The sequence below is a fragment of the Amycolatopsis sp. NPDC034160 genome (assembly GCF_055575355.1).
In genome coordinates, this window is the sequence record NZ_JBVISU010000002.1 from 115257 (window position 1) to 138495 (window position 23239).

General features: G+C 69.0%; 27 protein-coding genes and 1 pseudogene. 16 read left to right on the forward strand and 12 right to left on the reverse strand.

Annotated features, from left to right (window positions below):
- Positions 1–38: 38 nt before the first annotated feature.
- From ACZ54P_RS05365 to ACZ54P_RS05375, 3 genes are read right to left on the reverse strand one after another with little or no spacing between them, the layout of a single operon-like run.
- A complete protein-coding gene (locus ACZ54P_RS05365; protein ID WP_465460334.1) occupies positions 39–920 on the reverse strand; it encodes an oxygenase MpaB family protein in 882 nt (293 codons plus the stop codon).
- On the reverse strand, positions 917–1495 hold the full coding sequence (locus ACZ54P_RS05370) for a TetR/AcrR family transcriptional regulator (protein WP_465460335.1): 579 nt from the start codon (positions 1493–1495) through the stop codon (positions 917–919). The genes ACZ54P_RS05365 and ACZ54P_RS05370 overlap by 4 nt, the downstream gene beginning before the upstream one ends.
- Positions 1462–2844, reverse strand: a complete 1383-nt coding sequence (locus ACZ54P_RS05375) for an amidase (protein ID WP_465460336.1) — start codon at positions 2842–2844, stop codon at positions 1462–1464. The genes ACZ54P_RS05370 and ACZ54P_RS05375 overlap by 34 nt, the downstream gene beginning before the upstream one ends.
- Before the next feature lie 74 nt (positions 2845–2918).
- Here ACZ54P_RS05375 and ACZ54P_RS05380 point away from each other — a divergent pair, with 74 nt between their 5' ends.
- Positions 2919–3923, forward strand: coding sequence for a D-cysteine desulfhydrase family protein (locus tag ACZ54P_RS05380; protein WP_465460337.1), 1005 nt, complete (start codon positions 2919–2921; stop codon positions 3921–3923).
- Positions 3924–3998: 75 nt separating this feature from the next.
- Here ACZ54P_RS05380 and ACZ54P_RS05385 read toward each other — a convergent pair.
- Positions 3999–4553: pseudogene (locus ACZ54P_RS05385) on the reverse strand (DUF998 domain-containing protein); the annotation flags it as partial.
- A gap of 53 nt (positions 4554–4606) precedes the next feature.
- The gene (locus ACZ54P_RS05390; protein WP_465460338.1) at positions 4607–5380 is read right to left on the reverse strand and encodes a protein phosphatase 2C domain-containing protein; all 774 of its coding nucleotides are present in this window, start codon (positions 5378–5380) and stop codon (positions 4607–4609) included.
- 61 nt (positions 5381–5441) lie between these two features.
- Between ACZ54P_RS05390 and ACZ54P_RS05395 the strand changes: the two genes are divergently transcribed.
- Both ACZ54P_RS05395 and ACZ54P_RS05400 read left to right on the forward strand, forming a co-directional pair.
- The gene (locus ACZ54P_RS05395) at positions 5442–5651 is read left to right on the forward strand and encodes a sigma factor-like helix-turn-helix DNA-binding protein (protein ID WP_014154112.1); all 210 of its coding nucleotides are present in this window, start codon (positions 5442–5444) and stop codon (positions 5649–5651) included.
- Positions 5651–6175, forward strand: a complete 525-nt coding sequence (locus ACZ54P_RS05400; RefSeq protein ID WP_465460339.1) for a Clp protease N-terminal domain-containing protein — start codon at positions 5651–5653, stop codon at positions 6173–6175. Before ACZ54P_RS05395 ends, ACZ54P_RS05400 begins: the two co-directional genes overlap by 1 nt.
- Positions 6176–6212: 37 nt before the next feature.
- Here the strand turns inward: ACZ54P_RS05400 and yczE are convergent, their stop codons facing one another.
- Positions 6213–6839, reverse strand: coding sequence for a membrane protein YczE (gene yczE, locus ACZ54P_RS05405; protein ID WP_465460340.1), 627 nt, complete (start codon positions 6837–6839; stop codon positions 6213–6215).
- 61 nt (positions 6840–6900) lie between these two features.
- Here yczE and yczR point away from each other — a divergent pair, with 61 nt between their 5' ends.
- Positions 6901–8355 (forward strand): MocR-like transcription factor YczR, encoded by a 1455-nt coding sequence (gene yczR, locus ACZ54P_RS05410; RefSeq protein WP_465460341.1) that lies wholly within the window; start codon positions 6901–6903, stop codon positions 8353–8355.
- A 537-nt stretch (positions 8356–8892) separates the two neighbouring features.
- Here the strand turns inward: yczR and ACZ54P_RS05415 are convergent.
- Positions 8893–10035 carry a hypothetical protein gene (locus tag ACZ54P_RS05415; protein ID WP_465460342.1) on the reverse strand — a complete coding sequence of 381 codons (1143 nt, stop codon included), beginning with the start codon at positions 10033–10035 and terminating at the stop codon, positions 8893–8895.
- Positions 10036–10411: 376 nt separating this feature from the next.
- On the opposite strand from ACZ54P_RS05415, the gene ACZ54P_RS05420 reads away from it, so the two are divergent.
- Positions 10412–10885: a sigma-70 family RNA polymerase sigma factor gene (locus ACZ54P_RS05420; RefSeq protein ID WP_465460343.1), complete on the forward strand. Its 474-nt coding sequence runs from the start codon at positions 10412–10414 to the stop codon at positions 10883–10885.
- Positions 10886–10900: 15 nt separating this feature from the next.
- Here ACZ54P_RS05420 and ACZ54P_RS05425 read toward each other — a convergent pair whose 3' ends face one another.
- Entirely contained in the window at positions 10901–12064 is a 1164-nt protein-coding gene (locus ACZ54P_RS05425; protein ID WP_465460344.1) for a pyridoxal phosphate-dependent aminotransferase, read from the reverse strand.
- A gap of 29 nt (positions 12065–12093) precedes the next feature.
- On the opposite strand from ACZ54P_RS05425, the gene ACZ54P_RS05430 reads away from it, so the two are divergent.
- On the forward strand, positions 12094–13392 hold the full coding sequence (locus ACZ54P_RS05430) for a DUF445 domain-containing protein (protein WP_465460345.1): 1299 nt from the start codon (positions 12094–12096) through the stop codon (positions 13390–13392).
- Positions 13393–13654: 262 nt separating this feature from the next.
- On the opposite strand, the gene ACZ54P_RS05435 is transcribed toward ACZ54P_RS05430, so the two are convergent.
- The gene (locus ACZ54P_RS05435) at positions 13655–14155 is read right to left on the reverse strand and encodes a CGNR zinc finger domain-containing protein (protein WP_465460346.1); all 501 of its coding nucleotides are present in this window, start codon (positions 14153–14155) and stop codon (positions 13655–13657) included.
- A gap of 60 nt (positions 14156–14215) precedes the next feature.
- On the opposite strand from ACZ54P_RS05435, the gene ACZ54P_RS05440 reads away from it, so the two are divergent.
- Genes ACZ54P_RS05440 through ACZ54P_RS05450 form a run of 3 tightly spaced genes read left to right on the forward strand, consistent with a single transcriptional unit; the run spans position 14216 to position 15633 of the window.
- Positions 14216–14584: a VOC family protein gene (locus ACZ54P_RS05440; protein WP_465460347.1), complete on the forward strand. Its 369-nt coding sequence runs from the start codon at positions 14216–14218 to the stop codon at positions 14582–14584.
- Positions 14585–14617: 33 nt separating this feature from the next.
- The gene (locus ACZ54P_RS05445) at positions 14618–15001 is read left to right on the forward strand and encodes a TFIIB-type zinc ribbon-containing protein (RefSeq protein ID WP_465460348.1); all 384 of its coding nucleotides are present in this window, start codon (positions 14618–14620) and stop codon (positions 14999–15001) included.
- 2 nt (positions 15002–15003) lie between these two features.
- Positions 15004–15633, forward strand: coding sequence for an AAA family ATPase (locus ACZ54P_RS05450; protein WP_465460349.1), 630 nt, complete (start codon positions 15004–15006; stop codon positions 15631–15633).
- Here ACZ54P_RS05450 and ACZ54P_RS05455 read toward each other — a convergent pair.
- On the reverse strand, positions 15625–16755 hold the full coding sequence (locus ACZ54P_RS05455; RefSeq protein WP_465460350.1) for a methyltransferase domain-containing protein: 1131 nt from the start codon (positions 16753–16755) through the stop codon (positions 15625–15627). The two genes, ACZ54P_RS05450 and ACZ54P_RS05455, sit on opposite strands and share 9 nt — an antisense overlap.
- Before the next feature lie 109 nt (positions 16756–16864).
- On the opposite strand from ACZ54P_RS05455, the gene ACZ54P_RS05460 reads away from it, so the two are divergent.
- The 4 genes from ACZ54P_RS05460 to ACZ54P_RS05475 all read left to right on the forward strand — a co-directional run bounded on the left by ACZ54P_RS05460 (position 16865) and on the right by ACZ54P_RS05475 (position 18965).
- Complete coding sequence (locus tag ACZ54P_RS05460) at positions 16865–17314, forward strand: helix-turn-helix domain-containing protein (RefSeq protein ID WP_465460351.1); 450 nt, start codon at positions 16865–16867, stop codon at positions 17312–17314.
- Entirely contained in the window at positions 17311–18012 is a 702-nt protein-coding gene (locus ACZ54P_RS05465) for a hypothetical protein (protein WP_465460352.1), read from the forward strand. Before ACZ54P_RS05460 ends, ACZ54P_RS05465 begins: the two co-directional genes overlap by 4 nt.
- Positions 18013–18097: 85 nt before the next feature.
- On the forward strand, positions 18098–18391 hold the full coding sequence (locus ACZ54P_RS05470) for a DUF2516 family protein (RefSeq protein WP_465460353.1): 294 nt from the start codon (positions 18098–18100) through the stop codon (positions 18389–18391).
- A gap of 13 nt (positions 18392–18404) precedes the next feature.
- A complete protein-coding gene (locus tag ACZ54P_RS05475) occupies positions 18405–18965 on the forward strand; it encodes a YbaK/EbsC family protein (RefSeq protein WP_465460354.1) in 561 nt (186 codons plus the stop codon).
- Positions 18966–18997: 32 nt separating this feature from the next.
- Here the strand turns inward: ACZ54P_RS05475 and ACZ54P_RS05480 are convergent, their stop codons facing one another.
- Both ACZ54P_RS05480 and ACZ54P_RS05485 read right to left on the reverse strand, forming a co-directional pair.
- Positions 18998–19720: an ABC transporter permease gene (locus ACZ54P_RS05480; protein WP_465460355.1), complete on the reverse strand. Its 723-nt coding sequence runs from the start codon at positions 19718–19720 to the stop codon at positions 18998–19000.
- Entirely contained in the window at positions 19717–20403 is a 687-nt protein-coding gene (locus ACZ54P_RS05485) for an ABC transporter permease (RefSeq protein ID WP_465460836.1), read from the reverse strand. The genes ACZ54P_RS05480 and ACZ54P_RS05485 overlap by 4 nt, the downstream gene beginning before the upstream one ends.
- A gap of 175 nt (positions 20404–20578) precedes the next feature.
- Here ACZ54P_RS05485 and ACZ54P_RS05490 point away from each other — a divergent pair, with 175 nt between their 5' ends.
- The 3 genes from ACZ54P_RS05490 (at position 20579) to ACZ54P_RS05500 (ending at position 23164) form a co-directional block, all read left to right on the forward strand.
- Complete coding sequence (locus ACZ54P_RS05490) at positions 20579–21475, forward strand: ABC transporter substrate-binding protein (RefSeq protein ID WP_465460837.1); 897 nt, start codon at positions 20579–20581, stop codon at positions 21473–21475.
- A gap of 151 nt (positions 21476–21626) precedes the next feature.
- A complete protein-coding gene (locus ACZ54P_RS05495; protein WP_465460356.1) occupies positions 21627–22061 on the forward strand; it encodes an SRPBCC family protein in 435 nt (144 codons plus the stop codon).
- A 104-nt stretch (positions 22062–22165) separates the two neighbouring features.
- Positions 22166–23164 carry an NADP-dependent oxidoreductase gene (locus ACZ54P_RS05500; RefSeq protein WP_465460357.1) on the forward strand — a complete coding sequence of 333 codons (999 nt, stop codon included), beginning with the start codon at positions 22166–22168 and terminating at the stop codon, positions 23162–23164.
- Positions 23165–23239: the final 75 nt, after the last annotated feature.

Genomic DNA, 23239 nt, shown 5'->3' on the forward strand with positions numbered 1-23239 from the left:
TGCCCACTACGCCCGCACCCGAAAGCGCGTTTAGAGGACTAAACGCGGGCACTTCCGGGGCCGGTGGTGCCGCCGAGGAAGCGGTACGCGCGGGGGTGGGCCCGGAACCAGACGTTGAGCCTGCCGATCCGGCGCACGAGCGAGGAGCGCAACGTCGTCGGCACCAAGCCGCCGAAAACCCGCACCGCCGAACGGAAACGATCGAAGCGGCGTTGGTCGCGCTCCGTCCACTGTAGACCCAGCCGGGCACGCAAGGCGGGTGGCAAGGTACCCCGGATGACGAACATCTGCGCTAGGTACTGCCAGTGTCGCAGGCGAACCCAGCGCTTGTCGGGCAACCATCGCCACGGCTTCTTCACCGTCCGGATCGTCTCGAACAGCGTCGAGATCGTCTCGTTCGGAGCGAAACCGTCGATCATCTCCGCGTAATACCGCTCGAATTCCGGCCACGTCGGCGGCATGTCCTGCTCGCGCAGGCCGAGAAGCCGTCCGACGCCGCACATCTGCCCGTAGTATTCGTCCAATTCGGACGGAGTCAGCGGAGTGCCGTAAAACCTTTGCGTGTCAACGGGAACCATGACGAGCGTGGCATGAACCCAGGCGTAGGCGGGTGGGTTCAGCGCGCTGTACCGGTGCCCGTCGGCGTCGATCCCGGTGAACGACCGGTGCAGCGCGCGCAACCGGTCCGCCTCGTACCGTGCGCCGTCCGGACCGCCGTAGACGTAGATGGACAGCGACGCGGCCGTGCGCATCAGTCGGGTCCACGGATCCTCGATGTAGTCGGAATGATCCCGCACCCCGGCCGCCACCACCGGATGCGCGACCTGCAGCACCAGTACCTGACCGGCCAGCAGCCCGGCCCGGAAGTCCCCGAAGTACCGCCACGCCGCCGTTCCCTTGACGATCGGCGGCCCGCTCATGACGCGCCGCGGATGAGCATCATCAACGGCAGCGCCACCTCGACGCCGTCGTCGCCGGTGGCGAGCCTGCGCAGCTGCAGCCCGGCGATCAGCGCCACGACCGGTCCGGTCAGGCGTTCCGGCGACGCGACCCCGAGCGTCCGCAAAATCACCAGCGCGAGTTCGTCGTAGGCGGCGAAACAGCGCGCCGCCGCGTCCTGCAGACCGGGGTCGCGCGCCGCCTGGAGCCACAGCTCGTGCGCGCCGAGTTCGTCGGTGCCGAACGGCAGCTTGGCGATGACCTGCTCGACCACCGACGCGGCCTCCTCGACGCTCAACCCCTGTTCGCGGTAGGCGTCGACGAAGCCGGTCAGCTTCGCGGTCTCTTCTTCGACGAACAGCAGCATCGCCTCACGCAGCAGCGCCGTCTGGCTGGGGAAGTGGTAGGTCAGCGTGCCGAGCGAGACTTCGGCTTGCCGCGCGATACGGCGGTTGGTCAGCCCACCGACGCCCTGTTCCCCGACCACCTTGAGCGTGGCGTGGAGGATGGTCTCGCGGGTGTTCACCAACCGGTCTCGGGTTTGCGGTCCTGCCACCGTTCGACCTCTTCCAGTTGCGCGGCCAGCGAGATCAGCCGTTCCTCGGCATGCGATGGGCCGAGCAACTGCCCGCCGAGCGGCAGCCCGTCCGGGCTCAACCCGGCGGGCACGTTGACCCCCGGCCAGCCCAGCACGTTCCACGGCCAAGCGTAGGGGCACGCCGCGATCATGGCCTGGTCGGTCTGCCAGCCACTGAGCTCGTCGAAGCTGCCGATCCGCGGTGGCGGGGTCGCGGTCGTCGGGGTGAGCAGCACGTCCACCCGGCCGAACACCGAGCCGATTTGCCGCTGCAGCAACGGTTCCGCGGCCCTGGCGAGGCGCAGCGCCGGACCGGCGAGTACCGAGCCCTGTCGTGCGTTGGCCCGTGTGCGCGGGTCGAGCCGCGCCTGATCCGGGACGCGACGGGACCAGTCACGGACGCCGACGAGCGAGCGTGGCAGGAAGGTGAGGCCGATCAGCCGGTAGTCCGGTTCGACCTCGACGATTTCGTGGCCGAGTTCGGCGAACCGCTCCGCGAGCCGGATGACCGCCGCGTGGACGTGCGGGTCCAGCCGGGTTTTGGTCGCGGTGAAAGGGATCCTGGTGGACAGCCCGATGCGCATCCGGCCAGGTTCACGGTGGGCGGCCGCCTGGAACGCGGTGCCGGTGCCCGCCGCGACGTCCAGCAGCAGGGCCGCGTCGGCCACGGTGCGCGCGAGCGGGCCGACCACGGTCAAGCCGTGGAACAGTTCCCGTTCGGTCGGGACGCGGCCGCGCTGCGGTTTGATCCCGACCAGATCGGTCCAGGCGGCGGGGATCCGGATCGACCCGGCCCCGTCGGAACCCAGCGCGGCGGCGATCACCCCCGACGCGATGGCCGCCGCCGCGCCGCCTGAGGAACCGCCCGGGGTGCGCTCGGGGTCCCACGGATTGCGGGTCGTGCCGAACGCCGGGCCTTCGGTGAAGGGCCACTGGCCGAGTTCCGGGGTGTTGGTCTTGCCGATGAGCACCGCGCCCGCCTCGCGCAGCGCGGCCACGGGCGGGGAGTCGGTCGTCGCGAGGGAGAAGTCGCCTTCGCAGCCGAACGCCGTCGGCAGTCCGGTGACGTCGAGGTCGTCCTTGATCGCGGTGGGGACGCCGAGCAGGGGAGCGGTTTCGCCGTCGGCCAGCCGCCGGTCGGCGTCCTCGGCCTCGCGAAGGGCCTCCTCATGGCGAAGGCACTTGAAGGCGTTGAGGGTCGGCTGGCTCGCTTCGGCGCGTTCGAGTGCGAGACGGGTCAGCTCGACTGAGGACGTCGCCCCACTGGCGAGCAGGGCGGCCTGTTCGGCGAGGCCGGTGAACGCGAGGCTCGATTTCGAGGTGGTCATGGCTCCCCCTGCACGTCTCGTTCGTTCAAACGAACGATACCACCGGGTAGCGTCGGTGTGGTTACGTGAGTTTCATGAACCTCGATCGCTTTCCCCGCGTCGACCTCGGCGGTTACCCGACGCCGCTGCATCCGGCACCCCGGCTGGCCGAGGCGCTCGGCCTGGAGAACCTGCTGCTCAAACGGGACGACGTGCATCCGCTCGGCGTGGGCGGCAACAAACTGCGCAAACTCGAGTTCTTGCTCGGGGCGGCGATCGAGGCCGGTGCCGACACGGTGATCACCTTCGGCGCGCTGCAGACCAATCACGGCCGTCAGACCGCCGCCGCCTGCGCGAAGCTCGGCTTGCGGTGTGAACTCGTGCTCACCGCCAAGGTCCCTCGCGACGGCGACGCGTACGAACGGTCCGGCAACGTCGCCCTCGACCACCTCTTCGGCGCGAACGTGCACCTCTGCCAAGACGGCGAGGAGACGGGCAAGACCTACGACCGGCTGCTCACCGAAGCTGTCGCCGAGGGCCGCGAGGTGGCCACCTTCCCGGTCGGCGGGTCCGACGCCGTCGGGGCGCTCGGGTACGTCGCCGCCGCGGGGGAGATCGCCGGGCAACTCGCCGATCGCGGCATCACCAAGGCACGGCTGATCGCCCCGCACGCCAGCGGCGGGACGTCGGCCGGGCTCGTCGTGGGGACGGCGGACCTCGATTGGCTGACCCTCGACATCGCCTGCGTCAGCCATCCGGTGGACGAGGCCCTGGACAACCTCGCCGACCTCACCACCGCGGCCTCCGCCCTGCTGGGCACAGTGCCGCCGTCACTCGAAGGACTTCATATCGACGACCGCACGATCGGCCCCGGCTACGGCGTCCCGACCGCCGAAACCTGGGACGCGGTGCGGCTTTTCGGTCGTACGGAAGGGATCGCGCTCGATCCCGTGTACACCGGCAAAGTGGGCGCCGCGCTGATCGACTGGGCCGCTGAAGGCCAGTTCGCGGCCGACGAGCACGTGGTTTTCCTGCACACGGGCGGGTTGCCCGGCCTCTACGGGTACGCCCCGGAATTCACCGACGCGGTGAGCCGCTGACGCGACCCTCAGCATCCCGGCGATCAGGACCACGTGCACCACCAACGAAAGCCGTTGCGCGACCCCGACCGGGAGGATGTCGGTGAGGGTCATGAAGAACGGGATGTCGGACAGGCGCACGAAGATGAAGCTGAGCCCGAAGACGATCAGGCCGGTCGCGCTGCCCCAGGCCAGGCGGCCGATCTGCCTGGCCGCGGGGGTGCCCCGCAGGTTGTCGCGCAGGCTGAAGCCGGCGGCGGGCAAGCTGAGGAACGCGATGAGGCAGGCGTAGAGGTGGATCTCGCCGCTGACCGGGTCCGGGAACTCCGGGTAGCTCGCCGGGAAGATCGCGGCCGCCGCCAGTCCCAGCGACCACAGCATGAAGAGCAGTTTCGTGGTGCGGCTGAGCGGGATCCCGGCCGCGGCCAGCGCGCCCAGCGCGGTGAGCGAACCGATGGACAGCGAGAGCACACTGGCCCCGAGCATGCCCGTGCCGCGATCGACGTAGGCGTAGCTGGACAGCGTGTCGAACACCGGATCGCGTGAGCTGATCAGGTGCAGCACGACCATGGTGAACAGCGCCCAGCCGATGGCCGCCCCCGACGCGATCAGCCAGGGCTTGGTCCGCGATCTCTCCCCAGGGAACGTCATGCGTCCAGCGTGCTCGCGCGGCCGCGGCTTTCCGATCCGGGAAGCCCCCGGTTTTACCCTGGGGCTACCCCGAAGTCGACTACTACCAACAGCTGGTCATCGTGCCTTTTCGCGCGGGGCCAGCGTTCGCCGTCGGGGTCCTGTTTCTCCGCGGTGCGCACCGCGTCGAGGACGGCGTCCGGACCACGCTTCCGGCTGATGTCGAGCACTTCCGGCCAGTCGAAAAGCTCGTAGTCGTCGACACCGACCGCGACACCGTCCGTCGCCAGCAGCAGGGCTTCGACCTCCGAACGCGGCCAACTGCGGCGGACGGCCTCGGCGGCCGCCTTCGGTTCCGCCTCGGCGACCCAGAAGCCGTCCGGCGCGTTGCGTTTGGCGCGGACGTCGGAACCGGTGCGGAGCTGACCGCCGCCGCGAAGCGAGACCAGTCTGTCGTCGGTGAGCGGGTCGGCACCGGAGGGCCCGAACGCGACGATCGGGCTGTCGGCGAGCACGAGCCCGTCGACGGTGTCGTCCGTCCAGCGCGCGATCGCGACCGTGCTCGACGGCGAGCGGCCCGGTTCGAGGCCTTCGCGCCGCGCGACGTCGGCGATCGACTCGGCCAGCAGCACCGCGAGATCCGCCTGGGGTTCCGCGCTCAGCGCCTGCGACAGGCTGTGCACGAGCAGGCTCGCGTACCAGCCGCCGGGCGGGAGATCCGGCTGCGGCGAGGTCGCGCCGTCGAGCACCACCACGGCGTTCCCGAGCACCGCGACGTGGTCCTCGGTCGGGCGCGGCGAGCCGTCCGCACCTACTCCGTCCCTTTCCGCCACTGCGATTTCGGCCATGCCACGACCCTAACTGTCAACCGGAGTTGACACAGCCGAGGTGTCAACGTAGGTTGACGTCATGACTGAAGCGACAGACCTGGCCGCGCGAGCCGGTGACCGCGATCCCCGGGTGGGATTGCGCGCCGTCGCCGCATTGCGCCGGCTGTTGGAACAACTCGAAGCCGTGCAGGTCCGCAGCGCGCGGGTGCAGGGCTGGTCCTGGCAGGAGATCGCGGCCGAACTAGGCGTCAGCAGGCAAGCGGTGCACAAGAAGTACGGGAGGCACTGATGTTCGAACGCTTCACCCCTGAAGCCCGCGAAGTCGTCGTCGAGGCTCAGCGCGTCGCGTCGGACGAGGCGTCCGCCAACGTCGACCCGCTGCACCTGCTGACCTCGCTGGCGCGGAACACGAAGGTGCTGACCGCGCTGGGCTGCCCGGGCGACGAACTGGCCGACGACCTCCGGCGGGTGCGCCGCCGGGGCGGGATGAGCGACGCCGACGTCGAAGCCCTGAGCGGTTTCGGCATCGACGTCGAGCACATCGTCGAACGGGTCGAGCAGACCCACGGCCCCGGCGCGCTGACCGGCGGTCAGCGGAGCAAACGCGGCCATCGGCCCTTCACGCCGGAGGCGAAGAAGGTGCTGGCGCAAACCCTTCGCGAAGCCGTCGATGTCGGCAGCAAGCGCATCGAGGGCGAGCACCTTCTGCTCGCACTGACGTCCCTTCCCGGCGTGGCCGCCGACGTCCTCGCCCAGCGCGGCATCGACTCCCTCGCCGTCCGGCGCCTGCTGGAGCGGCGGGAGGCCAGCTGACGCTCGTGAGTGATCCGAGTCGTTGGAACGCCCCGGATCACTCACGAGCACGCCAGGCGACCAACGGCAGGAACGCCTGCGTGAGCGGCCCGATGGCGAGCGCGTAGAGGATCGTGCCGACGCCGACGGTGCCGCCGAGCAGCCACCCGGCGGCCAGGACGGTCAGCTCGATGAGGGTTCGGACGAAACGGATCGACTTACCCGTCCGGGCCGCGAAACCGGTCATCAGCCCGTCGCGGGGGCCAGGGCCGAGCCGCGCGCCGACGTAGATCGCGGCGGCGAGGCCGTTGAGCACGACGCCGGCGACCAGGTTGGTGATCTGCCAGCCGAGGACGTCCTGCTCGGGCAGGAAGAGCCGCACGAAGTCGACGGTGAGCGAGATGACCACGATGTTGGCGACGGTGCCGATACCGGGCCGCTGCCGCAGGGGGATCCACAACAGCAGCACCGCGACCGAGGCGAGCGCGGTGACCGTGCCGAACGTGAGGCCGGTGAGCTTCATCAGGCCTTCGTGGAGCACGTCCCACGGGTCGAGGCCGAGGCCGGACCTGGTCAGCATGGCCATGCTGCCGCCGTAGAGGGCGAGCCCGCCGACGAGCTGGATCGAGCGGCGGGTGGTGTCGTGGGAGATGCCGACGGGTCTGAGGTCGAGTGTAAGTGCCACGACTGCACCATCGGGGGTAAGTGGCTATCTTGACCATGGCCAATCCGCAATAATTGGCCTTATGGAACCGCTGATTCCGCTGACTGGACGTGTTTCGGGCCAGAAATTGGCCACCTTGCTGGGAAGTTGGCGGCAGAGTGGTTCTCGTCACGGCGCAGCGGACCTCGCGGCGGCCGTCGAATTGCTGGTCCTCGATGGCAGGCTGCCGCTCGGCACGAAACTCCCGGCCGAACGGGAACTCGCCGACGCGCTGGAGGTCAGCCGCACGCTGATCGGCGCCGCGTTGGACAAACTGCGCGCCGACGGGCTGGTCGCCAGCCGCCGTGGGGCAGGCTCCTGGATCGCTTCCCCCGGCGGCCGTGGCCGGGAGACGCTCCTGCCGTCCGGCGACGACCTGATCGACCTCGCCCAGGCCTGCCCACCCGCCATCGCAGGCCTGGTGCCCGCGGTTGACGCCGCCCGCAAGGCCTTGGTGGAGCATCTCGGCGAGAACGGCTATCACGTGCGCGGCCTGCCGGTCCTGCGCGAACGGATCGCCCGCCGCTACACCGAACGCGGGATGCCGACCAACGCCGATCAGGTGATGGTCACCAACGGCGCACATCACGCGTTCGTGCAGGTCCTGCGGATGCTGGCCGGTCCCGGTGACCGGGTGCTGGTCGAGCAGCCGACGTATCCGAACGCGCTCGAAGCCATCAGCGCAGCGCACGCCATCCCGGTGCCGGTGCCGCTGGACCCGGCAAGCGGCTGGGACATCGTCGGGATCGAGGCCGCGCTACGGCAGTCCGCGCCGAGGCTCGCGTACTTCGTCGCGGACTTCCAGAACCCGACCGGGCTGCGGCTGGACGCCGGCGGCCGGGAGCGGCTCGCCACCGCGCTGAACCGCGCGCGGACACCGGCGATCATCGACGAGACCCTGGTCGAACTGGACCTCGAAGGCGATCCGGTGGACGGGCCGCCGCCACTCGGCGCGTTCGCGGGCGACCTCGGCATCACGATCGGCTCGGCGTCGAAATCGCATTGGGCCGGGCTCCGGCTGGGCTGGATCCGCGCTTCGGAGGACGTCATCGGCAGGCTGATCGCGGCTCGCTTCGCCATCGACCTGGGGTCTCCGGTCTTCGAGCAACTCGTTCTCGCCGAACTGCTCGACGACGGCGGGGCCGCGCTCGCGCACCGCCGCGAGGAGACGCTGGCCCTGCGTGACGCCCTGACTGGAGCACTGAACTGGTACTGCCCGGATTGGATGTTCACCGTGCCGCCGGGCGGGCTTTCGCTGTGGTGCCGTCTGCCGGAGCCGATGAGCACGCGCTTGGCCGTCGCGGCGGCGGGGCACGGGGTGCAGGTGGCGCCCGGTTCGCGGTTCGGCGTCCACGGTGGGTTGGAGCGCTGGCTCCGGCTGCCATACGCGTTGCCCGCCGACCGGCTTTTCGAGGCCGTGCGCCGGCTTGGCGCGGCCGCCGCTTCGGTGACCGCCGCCCCTTCCACGGCCACCCCGGTGGCCGTCCAGATCACCTGACGCCCTCCTGACCTCCCGCGTTTCGTCCTCTGAACGCGGTAGTTGGCGACACGAACTACCGCATCTAGAGGACGAAACGCGAGGTTAAAGGGGCGTGGAAACGGAAATAGCCGGTGCGCCGGCGGGGCGGCCGATGCTCCAGGGAGGGCATCGGCGCCGCACGACCAGCGCACCGGCTATCCGGCCCGCCCCCAGGCCGAAACCTGGGGACGGGCACCGCGGCGGTTACCCGGCACAGCCCCTCGACGTGCCGGGAACCGCCCGCGGATCAGGTGGTCTTCGAGCTTGGCCGGCTCCTGCTCGGCGCGGTGAGCAGAAGCCCCCGAAGTCCACCCGGTGCTGGTCCCGGCGCCGCAGGGGCAGCGCGGCGCCGGGGCCGGGATCCGAACCGGCCGGGCGCGGTCGGCCGTTCGGAAAGACGGGGAAAACCTGAACGAGGGCAGGCTGAAACGCGACTGGGCCGGGGATTCTCAGAAGACGTCGAAAACCGAAGTTGATCTTGGTTTGGACGTGGTTCTCCCCGGCGACCCGGTCAGGTCAGTCGGGGGAGGTGGCGGGAAGCGCGGCTTCCCTGCCGGTGCGCTCGCCTTCGTGATCGCAGCCGGTGCCGAGAAGCTTCAGCTGCGTGGCGGGGATTCCGGCGTCGAGCACCGCGAGCGGCCCGCGGCCGCCGGCGGAGTTGTCGTGCCCTGGCTGGGCGCTCGTGGTGGGCGCGAGCGGGGCCACCGGGGTGTTCGGCAGGCCGCCACCGCCGCCCGAGCCGCCGCCGTCCGGGGACGCGTGCGTGTCGGACTCGGCGGGAGCGGCCGGAGAAGCGGGCTTGGCGTCGAACTTGACCCGGGTGGGCAGGACGACGCGGTGGTTCTGGCTCGCCGTGGCCGGAGCGGGCGTCTCGCCCGGGACGGCCGGACGCGGGGCCTGGCTGATCGGTGCTGCCGGTGCGATCGGCGTGGCGGTCTTGGCCGGGACGGCGATCGTGACCGAGCCACTGGCCGAATCGCCGGAGCCGCCGTCGAAAACGGGGTCGAGTGCGTCGCCGACGCCCGGCAGGATCTCGGGATCACCCGATCCGCAGCAAGGACCCGGCGTGATGATCGGCGCGAGAACGTTCTCGCCGATCCCGCCGACGACCCCGCCGACGGTTTCGACGACGCCGCCGACCGTGTTGGTGACGACGTTCAGCACACCGCCGATGAGGCCGCCCAGCAGACCGTTGCCGGACTGGGTCTTGGTGGTCTGGGTCTTGGTGGTCTGAGGGGCCTTCTCGGCGGTCTTCTCGACGGAACTCGCGCTCGATACGGCCTGCTCCTCGACGGTGGCCTCAGGCTCCTCGCTCGAAGCGGGAGCGGGCTCTTCCGTCGCGGATTCGTCCTTCGCTGGTCCGGTTTCCGGGGTGTCCGTGGTCTCGGCGGGTTTCGTGGCCTTCGCCGGGCCGGAGTCCGAAGTGGACTCGTCCGGAGTAGTCGTTTTCCCGGCGTCGGTTTCGTTCGACGGCTGGACCACGGAGGTCTCCGGCGTCGTGGCCGTCACTTCCTCGGCCGAAGCCGGAGTGCTCAGGACGGCACCGAGGACCCAGCCCGTGATCGCGATTCCGCTCGCGAAAAGGATTCGCGCTCCGGCGTTCGACAGCGTCTTCGAGGGAATGCGGCCGCCACGGCGCACGACTGCCGTACCACTCATGGCAATCACCGCCGTCCGCGCCTGAAACCCACGTTCTCCGCGTGAGTTCGATCTTTCTTGGGGTCTCTTCCGGCCAGGTCGCAGTTCCCCCGGGGCTGCACCAGTTTTAGCACCGGAGGGGAGTGTTTCACTTCAGCCGCCGCCGATCCAGCCCGTTAGGCGGAACGACGCAACCGGCTCCGGTGCCTGGAGTACTGAAGTTGATCACTCTCGGTGTGTGTCGAGCGGCCATCCGGGGATGGGTGGAACTACTCAAATCCCCGGTGACCTGATGTTTTCAAGCCTCGAGCCGGATCCCTGCTGCGGTGCGTGCCGTCGAAGTCGCGTTCGGTGATCGAGCGGGCGGCCGTGTGCCGCCGGAGACGGAGAGTCCGCGATGTGGGACGCGAACGCGGTGTCGGCGGCGGTGCTCAGCGCGCTGAAGGCCTATCGGCTGAGCGAAGCCGACGCCAGGGACGTCTGTCAGGAAGCGTGGCTGGAGCTGTTCCGCGCGCCGGGCGCGCTGCGCGACGAAGCGAAGCTCCGTGCTTGGTTGACGACCACCGCGCGACGCGGCGCGCTCCGGATGATCAGCAGGAACAGGCGCGAAACGCCCCCTCCGCCTCCGGGGCTTGAACCGACCCCGGAGGCGGAGGTCGTTCGCGCCGAACGGGACCGCGCGCTCTGGGCGGCGGTCGATCGGCTCCCGGACGTGCACCGCCGCCTGATGTGGTTGCTCGCGCACCGGCCGGAGCTGTCCTATGCCCAGCTCGCCGGGGAGCTGGGGATCAGTCCGGCCAGTGTCGGAAGGCTCCGAAGACGGTGTCTGGACAGGCTCCGGCGCGCTCTCGAAAAGGGTGGCTGGGCCTGACGGACATCAGACCAGTCACCTCAGTTTGCGCAATCGGGTGACGGCTTCGTCGATTACCTCGTTACGTTTGCAGAACGCGAAACGCAGCAGGTGTTTCCACTCTTCCGGGTGATCGGTGAACACCTTTACGGGGACGGCGGCCACGCCCACCCGTTCGGGGAGCTCCCAGGCGAGTTCCGCGGCGTCTTCGAAGCCGAGCGGCCGGACGTCGACGCAGACGAAGTACGTCCCGGCGGTCGGCCGGACGGCGAACCCGGCTTCCGCGAGGCCTGCCGCGAGCCGGTCCCGTTTGCCCTGCAGGCTCGTGCGCAGGTCCTCGACCCACGGCAGTTCGCGGTCGAGCGCGTGGGCGACGGCCGGTTGCAACGGGCCGCCCGAGACGAAGGTGATGAACTGCTTCGCCGCCTTCACCGCCGCGACCAGTTCGGGGCTCGCGCAGACCCAGCCGATCTTCCAGCCGGTGCAGTTGAACGTCTTGCCCGCGCTGGAGATCGAGACCGTCCGCTCGCGCATACCGGGGAAGGTGGCGAGCGGGAGGTGCTCGGCGTCGTCGAACACCAGGTGCTCGTACACCTCGTCGGTGATCGCGAGCAGATCGTGCGTCACGCAGAGCGCGGCGACGGCCTCCAGTTCGGCCCGCGTGAACACCGTGCCGGTCGGATTGTGCGGCGAATTGATCAGGATCGCCCTGGTGCGCGGGGTCACCGCGGCGCGGAGGCCCTCGACGTCCAGCGCGAACCGGCCGTCCCGTTCCACCAGGCCGACGACGCGCCGCTCCGCACCCGCCATGGCGACCGCGGCCGCGTACGAGTCGTAGTACGGCTCGATGACGATGACCTCGTCCCCGGCCTGCGTCAGCGCGATCAGCGACGCCGCGATGGCCTCGGTCGCGCCCGTGGTGACGAGGATCTCCGTGTCCGGGTCGTACTCGACGCCGTACCGCAGGCGGTGCCCCGCGATCGCCGCGCGCAGCTCCGGCCGCCCCGGGCCCGGCGGGTACTGGTTCGCGCCGCCGAACAGCGCGTTCTTGGCGGCGTCGAGCATCCCGGCTGGCCCGTCGGTGTCGGGAAAACCCTGGCCGAGGTTGACGGCGTCGTGGCGGACGGCCAGCGCCGTCATCTCGGCGAAGATGGTCGACGTGAAGGGCTGGAGGCGGGAGACGAGGAGAGGTTCGCGCACGATCAGCCATCCTCACGGACAATGGCGGTGTGGAGCAACTGACGCCCGCCAAGGTGACCCCAGCCGACCCGCCCGGTGGAACCGCCGCCGAGGAGGAGAAGCGTCGCGGCCTGCGCAAGATGAAGATGGTCGCGCTGTCGTTCCTGCTCGGCGCCACGGTGATCTTCCTGCTGACCAGCTGGGCCGAAGCCGCGGGCTGGCCGGGCTGGGTCGGCTACGTCCGCGCCGCCGCCGAAGCCGGGATGGTCGGCGCGCTCGCCGACTGGTTCGCGGTGACCGCGCTGTTCCGGCATCCGCTGCGGATCAAGATCCCGCACACCGCGATCATCCCGAACAAGAAGGACGCGCTGGGCAACAGCCTCGGTGACTTCGTCGGCTCGAACTTCCTGTCCGAGTCCGTCATCCGCGAGAAGCTGAGCCGGGTCGAGGTCTCGAAGCGCCTCGGAGGCTGGCTCTCACAGCCGCAGAACGCCGAACGCGTGACGTCCGAGCTGGCCACCGTCGTCCGTGCCGCGGTGAAGGTGCTCCGCGACGAAGACGTCCAGGCGATCATGGAACAGGCGGTGGTCAAGCGGATCGTGGACAAGCCGTGGGGGCCGCCGCTCGGCAAGATCCTCGCGGGTGTGTTCGCCGACGGGGCGCACCACAAACTGGTGGACCTGATGTGCGACCGCGCCTACGAATGGGTGCGGGACAACCACACGACGATGCTGCGCGTGGTGTCGGACCGGGCGCCGAGCTGGTCGCCGAAATTCGTCGACGGGATGCTCGCGGACAAGGTCTACGGCGAAGTGCTGTCGTTCGTGTGGGCGGTGAAGACCGACGTCAACCACCCCATGCGGCTGGCGCTGGACAAATTCCTCGGCGAATTCGCCCTCGACTTGCAGACCAACCCCGAGGTGATGGCGCGCGCCGAGCAGGTCAAGTCCCAGATGCTGGGGCACGACGAGGTGCAGAAGCTGATCGGTTCGGCCTGGGCGACCGCCAAGGAGATGCTGCTCAACGCCGCCGAGGACCCGTCGAGCGAGCTGCGCCGCCGGGTGCGCACCGGCCTCGAGTCGCTGGGCGGTCGGCTGGTCTCCGACGACCACATCCGGTCCAAGGTGGACAACTGGGTGGAGGGGGCGGCGGCCTACCTGGTCACGCACTACTCGCAGGAGATCACCACGATCATCACCGACACCGTGCAGCGCTGGGACGCCGAGGAGACCTCGCGCAAGATCGAACTCCAGGTCGGCCGGGATCTGCAGTTCATCCGGATCAATGGCACGGTGGTCGGCGCGCTCGCCGGACTGGTCATCTACGCGGTCGCGCAGCTGCTCTTTTGAGCGGCGGCGCATATACCACACTCCGGAGGCCTCGCCGCGAGTTGTCCACAGGAAGTGGAGTCATCCCCAGGGTTATCCACAGCTTTTCACGTCTTTGGCCTAACGCTGTGCACAACCCCTGGGGGTAACTCGGGGGTGAGTGACACCAGAAGTTGTGGTGAGGGCGGACGAGTTCCGCCTCCAAGCACGCGAGATCCGGCTCTGAACACGGGTGTGACGGGGCCAGGCACACGCAAGTAGATGATCGGTCGCGGTCAGGTCATCAGGTCGAGACGTCCGCCGTCCGCGCCCGCCACGCCCGCGCCTTCTCCCGGTTCCCGCACGACCGCATGGAGCACCACGTCCGCGACCGGTTGCGCGACTCGTCGTAGAACGCCCACAAGCAGTCGTCCGCCGGGCAGATCTTGAGCCGGATCCACTCGCCGAGCACGGCCAGCCGGATCGACGCCGCCATCACCGCCTCGCTGACCGATTCCGCGACCAGGAGCGGGCCTTCCGGACCGAGGACGACCTCGGCCGGCGCGCGCAGGCCGAGCCGGGGCAGCCGCGGATCGCCGATCGCCGCTCGCAGCGCGTTCCGGGTTTCGCGGGCGACCGCGGGGGTATCCGCGCGCAGCCGGTGATCGTGGGCCCAGTGTTGCCAGGTCTCCAGCTCGTCCAAGAGGTCGGTGCCGCGTTCGACGTTCACCGTGTTCAAAAACTCGACCACCAGGGACGCGTCGGTGTTCACCTCGCCCAGTGTACGGCCGGGACCGGTTGTCATCGGCAGCGATAACCCCCATACTCGGTTCACTGGTTACTCGATCATTCTGGAGGCTGACCCATGGGTGCGGTACCGACCTTCGGCGCGGTGGCCCTCGACTGCCCGGACCCGGTCGCGCTGGCGGAGTTCTACCGCGAGCTGCTCGACTGGGAGGCCGCTGACGTCGCCGAAGACGGCCATTGGGTGACGTTGCGGAACCCGCAGGGCGGCGCACGGTTCTCGTTCCAGCGCGTCCCGGACTACCGGCCGCCCGCGTGGCCGTCCGCCGAGCACCCGCAGCAGGCGCACGTCGACCTCGACGTCACCAACATGGAAGCCGCGCACGAGCGCGCGCTGAAGATCGGCGCGAAGCTGCTCGACGACTCCCCGGAGACCTTCCGCGTGTACGCGGATCCGGTCGGACACCCGTTTTGTCTGTGCGCCTGCTGACCTCGGCCGCGAAAAATGCGTAATCTCTGATACGTGATTTGTCCGAAGTGCCAGAACGCCATGAAGACCGTCGACAAGAACGGTGTCCACATCGACCAGTGTCAGGGATGCCGCGGCATCTTCCTGGACAGGGGCGAGCTGGAAGCCATCGCCGGTGCCGAGAACTCGTACTACGGCGGCGGGCACCAGCCGCCTCCGCCGTATCAGGGAGGTGGCCACGCGCCGGCTCCGCACTACGGCCGTCCGGATTCCCCGCGTCCGCACCGAGGGGGGTACGCCGACTCGCCGAAGGGCTACCGGGGCGGTTACGCGGATTCGCCGAAGGGGCACCGCGGCGGCTACGCGGACTCCCCGCACGGGTACGGCCACAGCCACAAGCGTCGTAAGGGCGGCTTCCTCGAGGGTCTCTTCGACTGACCGTGGTCCTCGATCTCAAGATCTGCCCGGCCTGCGGTGATCGCGCCGAACGGCCACGAGTCGAGAGCGGGCTGCTGGTGTGCGCGGAATGCGCACACCGGTGGCCGTTCCGGCGGCTTCCGCTGTTCGCGCTGACCGGGCCCAGCGGCGCGGGGAAATCGACGGTCGGACCCCGGCTGGCGGACCGGCTCGGCGAGCTGGCCCTCGTGGTCGAACAGGACGTGCTGTGGACGGGGGCGCTACGCGACGACGTCCCCGGCCATCCCGCGTTCCGGTCGACCTGGCTGCGGATGGCGGCGATGTTGCACCAGAACGGGCGGCCGGTCGTGCTGTGCGGCACCGTCGCGCCGCCCGAGTTCGAGCGCTTGCCCGAGCGCGTCTTCTTCTCCGACATCCACTACCTGGCGCTCGTCAGCGAGCCCGAGGCCCTGCGCAAACGCTTGCTGGCGCGGCCGGCTTGGCGTGAGTGGGACGAGGAGCGGGTCGAGGAGATGCTGGAGTTCAACGAGTGGCTGCAGCGGGAAGCGCCGTCGCTGGAGCCGCCGGTCGAGTTGTTCGACACCACTCACATCCCGGTGGACGCCGCCGTCGACCGCGTGGAGGCCTGGGTGCGCGGCTTCCTCTCAGGGTGACAGCGGCCAGGTGCGGCCTTCGGGTGAATCCAGCCAGATCACCTGCTCTTCGCCGTCGAGGCTGAGCCCGAACCGGTCCCGCCATGGCTGACCGAGTTCGAACCATTCCTCCTGCGCGCTTTCGACCAGTTCCCAGAGCCGCCGAGGGCCGCCCTCGGCCACCTCGAAGCCGTCGCCTCGTTGCCGATGCCGCACCCATGAGCCGTCCGGGTGGACCAGCGCGGTGTGCCGGCCGTCCCGCAAGGCTGTCACCCCGGGAAGCTGAAGCCCGGCGAAGAACTCGAACCGGCTGCGGACTTCGGTGATGGCCCTCATCGGCAACCGGGTCGGCCGCCAGGCCGCTTCGCCCTCGGGCACCTTCGACGGTTTGAACCGATGCGCGCGCAGCGGCATGAAGCGGCCGTCGCGGGCGAGTACGCGTCCGTGTCCCGTCGCGCCTTCGCCCGCGACGATCCGGACGAGCCCGCCGCCGATCGGCCGGTTCAGCGTGGTGACGATCAGCCCGCCCGGCACCGTCTGTTCCAGCCACGCGGGCGGGATCGAGGACACCGAGCAGGTGCACAGGATCCGGTCGTAAAGCACGCCGGCCGGGTAGCCCTCGGCGCCGTCGGCCGCGGCGCACGAAGGCGCGTATCCGGCCTCCGCGAGCCGCTTGCGCGCGGTGTCCACCAGTTCCGGGTCGATGTCCACCGTGTACACGAGTCCCGAGCCCAGCCGCTGACAAAGCAGCGCGGTGTTGTAGCCGGTGCCCGTGCCGATTTCCAGCACTCGGTGCCCGTCGGCGACCCGGAGCTCTTCGAGCATGATCGCCATGATCGACGGCTGGCTGGACGAACTCGTCGGCGTTCCCGGCTGCGCGCCGAGGTAGCGCGCCCGTTCCCAGAGCCCGGAATCGTCGTCGAGCTGGACGACCAGCACGTCGGGGGAGTAGACCCGGGCGAGCCAGCCGTCGTCGCCGCTCTGCATCGCGGCCCAGCCGTTCGCCGCCGGGACGAAGAACCGCGGCAGGAAGACGTGCCGGGGCACGGTGCGGAAAGCGGTCATCCAGCGCGCGTCGTGCAGGACGCCTTCGGCGAGCAGATGCTCGACGAGGCGCCGCCGTAGCCGCGTCGCACCCGACATCCCTCCACCGTAGCGGGGTGAGCGCCAACACACCCGATGGTTGCAAGCAGGGTGCTTGCAATAGCTAGCACTCGGGCGTAGCGTTGAAGACGTCGCGAGGAGGTGACCGATGTCAGACACCAACCGGGACCAGCCCGCATCGGGCGGACCGATGGAGAAGGTCGCGGACATCGCTTCCGACATCGGCGAGTACATCCGTCAGCAGCGCAGCAACGCGAAGATCTCCTTGCGGCAGCTGTCGAAACTCGCCGGCGTGTCCAATCCGTACCTGAGTCAGATCGAGCGCGGGGTCCGCAAACCCAGCGCGGAGATCCTGCAGCAGATCGCCAAGGGCCTGCGTATCTCGGCCGAGGCGCTCTACGTGCAAGCGGGAATCCTCGATCTGCCGATGGGCGGCCCGGTCGGCGACGCGATCCGCGCCGACACCGAGCTGACCGAACGGCAGAAGCAGGTCCTGCTCGACGTCTACGAATCGTTCCGCCGCGAGAACGCCGCCGCGAAACCAGAACCGGCGGCGCAACCCCCACAGCAAGCCGTCGAAGCCAAGGAGTCAGCATGACCACCCCCACGAAGAACAAGACCGACCGCAAGCACAGCGCGCTCGACCAGGTCCGCACCCCGCTGCTGGCCGCCCTCGGCGCCGGGAACCTGGCGGGCCAGGCCGTCGTCGGCGCCGTGTCGAAGGCCAAGGAGCGCGTCGTCGAGGGCAGCGAGACGGCCCGCAAGAACATCGAAGAGCTCCCGCACGACGTCGAGGGCCTCCGCGAGAAGCTGGACCCGGCCGAGCTGCGCAAGGTCATCGACGAGTACACCGAGGCCGCGCTGAAGCTGTACAACAAGCTGGCCGAGTCCGGCGAGCAGGCGTGGGACAAGATCGCCACGCAGCCGCAGGTCAAGAAGGCCATCGAGCAGCTCGAAGAGGCGCTGAGCACCGCGCAGGACCGCGTCGAGGACGCCACCAGCGAAGCCCGTGAGCGCATCGACACCGTGCTCGGCAAGGTCACCAAGGGGACCCGCTCGGTCGGCGAGAAGGCCGCCCGCAAGGTCTCCGACGTCGCGGTCGACATCGCAGGTGAGGTCGAGGAGATCGGTGACGACCTCGCGCACGAGACCCGCTCGGCTTCGCGCAAGGTCGCCAACAAGACCGCGCCGAAGACCACCACCCCCGCGCGCCGCACCACCACCAGCACCACCAGCACCACCACGAGCCCGGCCGCCAAGAAGCCGGCCACCGCGCCGAAGACGACCGAGAAGTAAGGTCCGCGTGGATCCCAGGGCCCCTGGTACCGGCTTCGGTACCAGGGGCCCCGGCCATTCGCCCGGTTTGACGTAAGCTGACTTCGTGTTCGTTGCCACCTGGATCCTCTTCGCCATCCACTGGGGCGGCGCACTGACGGGGCTGTTCGCTTTCGTGCATGCGCTGCTGCAGCGCGCTGACGCGTATTCGGCCGCTGACCGCAAGACCAAGCCCATCTGGATGCTCATCACCGGCGGGGCCACCGTCGTGCTGATCGTCTTCCGGTTCTACGGCGGCGGCATGATCCTGTGGCTGCCCGCACTCGTCGCGGTCCTGGTCTACCTCGTGGACGTCCGGCCCAAGCTCATCGAGGTCCAGCGCGGCGGCCGTAACTGGTGACTATCGTGGCGGTGTGACTGACTGGACCATCGCCGGAAGCCTCACCGTCGTCCCCGCCCCTTCGCGCCCGGACCTGCTCGCCGAGCCCGTCGCCAAGGCGCTCGCCGCCCTTTCCGATCCGGACGCCGTCGGCGTCACCGAGATCGATGCCGGACTGGCCGACACCGCCGCCTTTTGCGAGGCGTACGGCTCACCGCTCTCGGCGTCCGCGAACTGCGTCGTCATCGCGGGCAAACGCGCCGGTGAAGTCCGGTTCGCCGCCGCGATGATCCTCGCCACCACCCGCGCCGACGTGAACGGCGTGATCAAGCGCCGCCTCGACGTGCGCAAAGCGTCTTTCGCCCCGATGGACGAAGCCGTCTCGCTCACCGGAATGGAGTACGGCGGCATCACGCCGGTCGGGCTGCCGGAGGGCTGGCCGATCCTGATCGACCAGCGCGTCGCGGATGAGCCCGAACTCGTCATCGGGAGCGGCATCCGCGGCAGCAAGCTGCTGATCTCGGGTGCGGCGCTCGCGTCGTTGCCCGGCGCCGAGGTGATCGACGGGCTCGCCCGTCCCATCACTGACTCGTGAGTGGTAATGACGGTTAGAACCGTCATTACCACTCACGAGAAAGACGTGACTTCCGCGCGGGACCGGATGGCCAGTCCCCGCGGAGTCACCCAGCGAGTGATGAGCGCGAAGGCGGCCTCACACACCAAAGCCAGTACGACGACGGCGATCCCGCCTGCCAGGATCTCGCCGTGGCCCGGATTCCCGAGCGCGAAACCGTCCACAATGTACCGTCCGAGCCCGCCGCCGTCGTTGACGATCGCGCCGATCGCGACGGTGGCGATCAATTGCAGGAACGCGACGCGAGCACCCGCGAGGATGACCGGTGACGCGAGCGGCAACTCCAGGCGCAGCATGATCTGCCACTCGCGGTAACCGGTTCCGCGTGCGGCGTCGATGGTTTCCTGCTCCAGTTGGATGACGCCCGCGTACGTGTTCGTGAACAACGGAGGCAGCGCCAAAGCCACCAGCGCGAGCATCAGCGGCCAGAACGTCGTGTCGACTTCGAGCCGGGAAGCCAGGAACCAGAACAGGATCACCAGCCCGAAGCTGGGGATCGCGCGGCCGATGTTCACCGCGCTCGTCGCGAGGAACTGCGCGCGCCGGTAGTGTGCCAGCCACAACGCGGGCGGGATCGTCAGCACGGCCGAGATCGCCAGAGCCAGCAAGGAAAACTGGAGATGTTCGAGCGTCCGGTACGGCACGCCTTCCGGGTCGGTCCAGCTCCAGCGGCCCGGTTCGCCGAACCACTCGATGGTCTGGTCGATGATGCTCATCGCGACGCCGCCTTCCGCGACCACGGCGCGAGGGCGCGCCCACCGAGCCACAGCAGCAGATCGACCACGACGGCGAGCACCACGGAAAGCCCGACACCGACGATGATCGACGTCGGATTAGGGGTGGTCGTCTGGATTCCGGCGCGGATGAAGTAACCCAGGCCGCCCTTCCCGAGCATGGAAGTCACCGTCACGAGCCCGATCGTGGTCACCGCCGCGACCCGCAGCCCCGCCATCACCACCGGCAGCGCGAGCGGGAGTTCGACCTGCCACAGCAGTCGCGAGCGCGTGAAACCCATGCCTATCGCGGCTTCGCGGACTTCCTTGGGTACCTGTTCGACACCGGTGACGATGTTGCGGATCAGGATCAGCAACGTGTAAGTCGCCAGGGGGATCACCGCGGTGGTGAAGGACGTCAGGCCGGTGAACGGCACCAGCACGGCGAAGGCGCCGAGACTCGGTATGACGTACAGCGAACCGGCCGTGCTCAGCGCGACGACGTAGAACCAGCGGCGACGCAGCGAAACCACGGAAACACCGACCGACACCACCAGTCCGATGGCCAGCGCCGCCGCGGTCAGCGTGATGTGTTCGCCGAGTCGATCGAGGATCTCGTCGAAATGGCGGTCCACCCAGCGCCATTCGAACAACGGTCGCCCGCTTTGGGACGGCACGGGGAACACGGAGGACGCTCGCACCGGCCGACCCTACCCCGTTCGGGGAGCCCGATTCCGTTCGTCGGGAGCGAAAAGGGCGGAACTCTCAAAATGTGGATTCTGTCGGTACCCGGAGATACTGTCCATTCCTCTGAACGAGTCATAGGAGTGTGTGCACGTGCGCTGGACACGGAACGTTCGAGTGGGCGCGGTGCTCGCCGCCGCCGTCCTCGGTATGACCGCCTGCGGGGGTGGCGACGACGCAGCGGCTCCGGCCGCGCAGAGCAAGGGCGGGGCGCCGATCGTCGTCGCCTCCTTCAACTTCACCGACAGCCTGATCCTCGCCGAGTTGTACGCGAACGCGCTGGAGGCCAAGGGCTATCCGATCACCCGCAAGCTGAACCTCGGTTCGCGCGAGCTGATCTACCCGGCGTTGAAGTCCGGTGAACTGCAGTTCATCCCGGAGTACCAGGGCGCCGCCATCACCACCGGTTTCGGCAAGGAGGCCGCGAAGGACGCGGCAGCCGAGCACGAGCAGCTGAAGAAGCTGTTCGAGCCCGAGGGCATCGGCCTGCTGGACTACTCGCCGGCGGAGGACAAGAACACCTACATCGTGAAGGCCGATCTCGCCAAGGAGAAGGGCCTCAAGAAGATCAGCGATCTGGCCAAGGTCGACAACGTCATCGTCGCGGGCGGCCCGGAGTGCGAAACGCGGCTTCCCTGCTTCAAGGGCTTCACGGACGTGTACAAGCTGAAGGCCACTTTCCAGACCGTGCAGGAAGCAGGCCCGCGGGTCGAGCAGCTGCGGTCCGGCAAGGTCACCGTCATCCCGGTCGACTCGGTGAGCCCGCTCGTCGGCGACCCGCAGTTCGTGGCGCTGGAGGACGACCTCGCCATCGTCCCGACCGAGAACGTCGTGCCCGCGGTGAACAAGAAGGTGCTCGACGAGCGCGGCGCCGACTTCGCGGCCGTCGTCAACGCCGTCAGCAAGGCCCTCGACACCGTGCAGCTGCGTGAGTTGAACAAGCGCGTCGACTCGGACGGCGAGAAGCCGGGCGACGTCGCGAAGGACTGGCTGAAGGAGAAGTCGCTCATCTAGTCCCACCTCGCGCGCGCTATGAAAGGTCCTTTCCTTGCAAATTTTGCAAGGAAAGGACCTTTCATAGCGTTCGGGGCAGGGGCGCTCGCTCCCCCTGCGGGCGGCGGTGGAATCGTGGACGCTGTCTTGCACACGGGTGAAAGGGAGTGGGATGGGAAAGGTCACCGCCATCGCGGAGCGCACCATCGAGGCGCCGGCCGACAAGGTCAGGGCGCTCGTCGCGGACTACGCCGAAACCCGCCCGAAGCTGCTGACAGAGCACTACCGCGACTACGAGGTCATCGAAGGCGGCGTCGGCGCGGGCACGAAGGCGCGCTGGAAGCTGCAGGCGACGTCGAAGCGCGTACGTGACGTCGCCGCGACGGTGACCGAGCCGTCCGAAGGCGCCCTCGTGGAAACTGACGCGAACTCCAGCATGGTCACCACCTGGACCGTCCGCGAGGTGCCCGAGGGCAGCCTCGTCCGCATCGAGACGACCTGGGACGGTGCGGGCGGCATCGGCGGTTTCTTCGAGAAGACCTTCGCGCCCGGCGGGCTCAAGCGGATCTACGAGGGAGTTCTCGGCAAGCTCGCCGAGGTCGTGTAGCGCTCGCCACAATCGGAATGGTCGCCCCGGTTAGACCGTTGTACCCGTCGTGAATACGGGGTGATCGCCCCGCTTGTGTTTCGCAACAGACTTGGAGTTACCTCGTGAACGCAACCGAGATCCGGCTCGCCTCCCGTCCGCACGGTGTCCCGACGCTCGAGAACTTCGAGATCGCGGACGTCGAGATCCCGACCCCCGGCGAGGGGCAGATCTTGGTCCGCAACCAGGTGCTGAGCGTGGACCCGTACATGCGCGGCCGGATGAGCAGCGCGAAGTCCTACGCCGAGCCGTACGAGGTCGGCAAGGTCATGCACGGTGGCGCCGTCGGTGAGGTCGTCGAGTCGACCGTCGACGACTTCAAGCCGGGCGACATCGTGCTGCACGGCCTCGGCTGGCGTTCGCACGCCGTCGTCGCCGCCAAGCACGCGGTGAAGGTCGACCCCGACGCCGCGCCGATCTCGGCCTACCTCGGCGTCCTCGGCATGACCGGGCTCACCGCGTACGCCGGGTTGCTCGAGGTCGCGGAGTTCAAAGAGGGCGACACCGTCTTCGTGTCCGGCGCGGCGGGGGCCGTCGGGTCCATCGTCGGCCAGCTGGCGAAGCTGAAAGGCGCGAAGCGGGTCATCGGCAGCGCGGGCACGGACGAGAAGGTCAAGTGGCTGACCGACGAGCTGGGCTTCGACGCGGCGTTCAACTACAAGGACGCCCCGGTCGCCGAGCAGCTGCGCGCGGCGGCGCCCGAGGGAATCGACGTGTACTTCGACAACGTCGGCGGCGAGCACCTCGAAGCGGCCATCGACTCGATCAACCTGCACGGCCGGATGGCGATCTGCGGGATGATCTCGGTCTACAACAACACCGAACCCGCCGCGGCGCCGCGCAATCTCGCGTCGATCATCGCGAAGCGGTTCACCATGCGCGGCATGCTGGTCGGCGACCACTACGCGCTGCAGCCGCAGTTCGTCAAGGAGGTCGCGCCGCTGGTCGCCGCCGGTGAGCTCAAGTACTCCGAGACCATTGTGGACGGTATCCGCAACGCGCCGCAGGCCTTCCTGGACCTGTTGGGCGGGGCGAACACCGGCAAGATGCTGGTCCGCGTCTGACTCACCCCCGCGCTATGAAAGGTCCTTTCCTTGCAAAATTTGCAAGGAAAGGACCTTTCATAGCGCGCGCGGAAC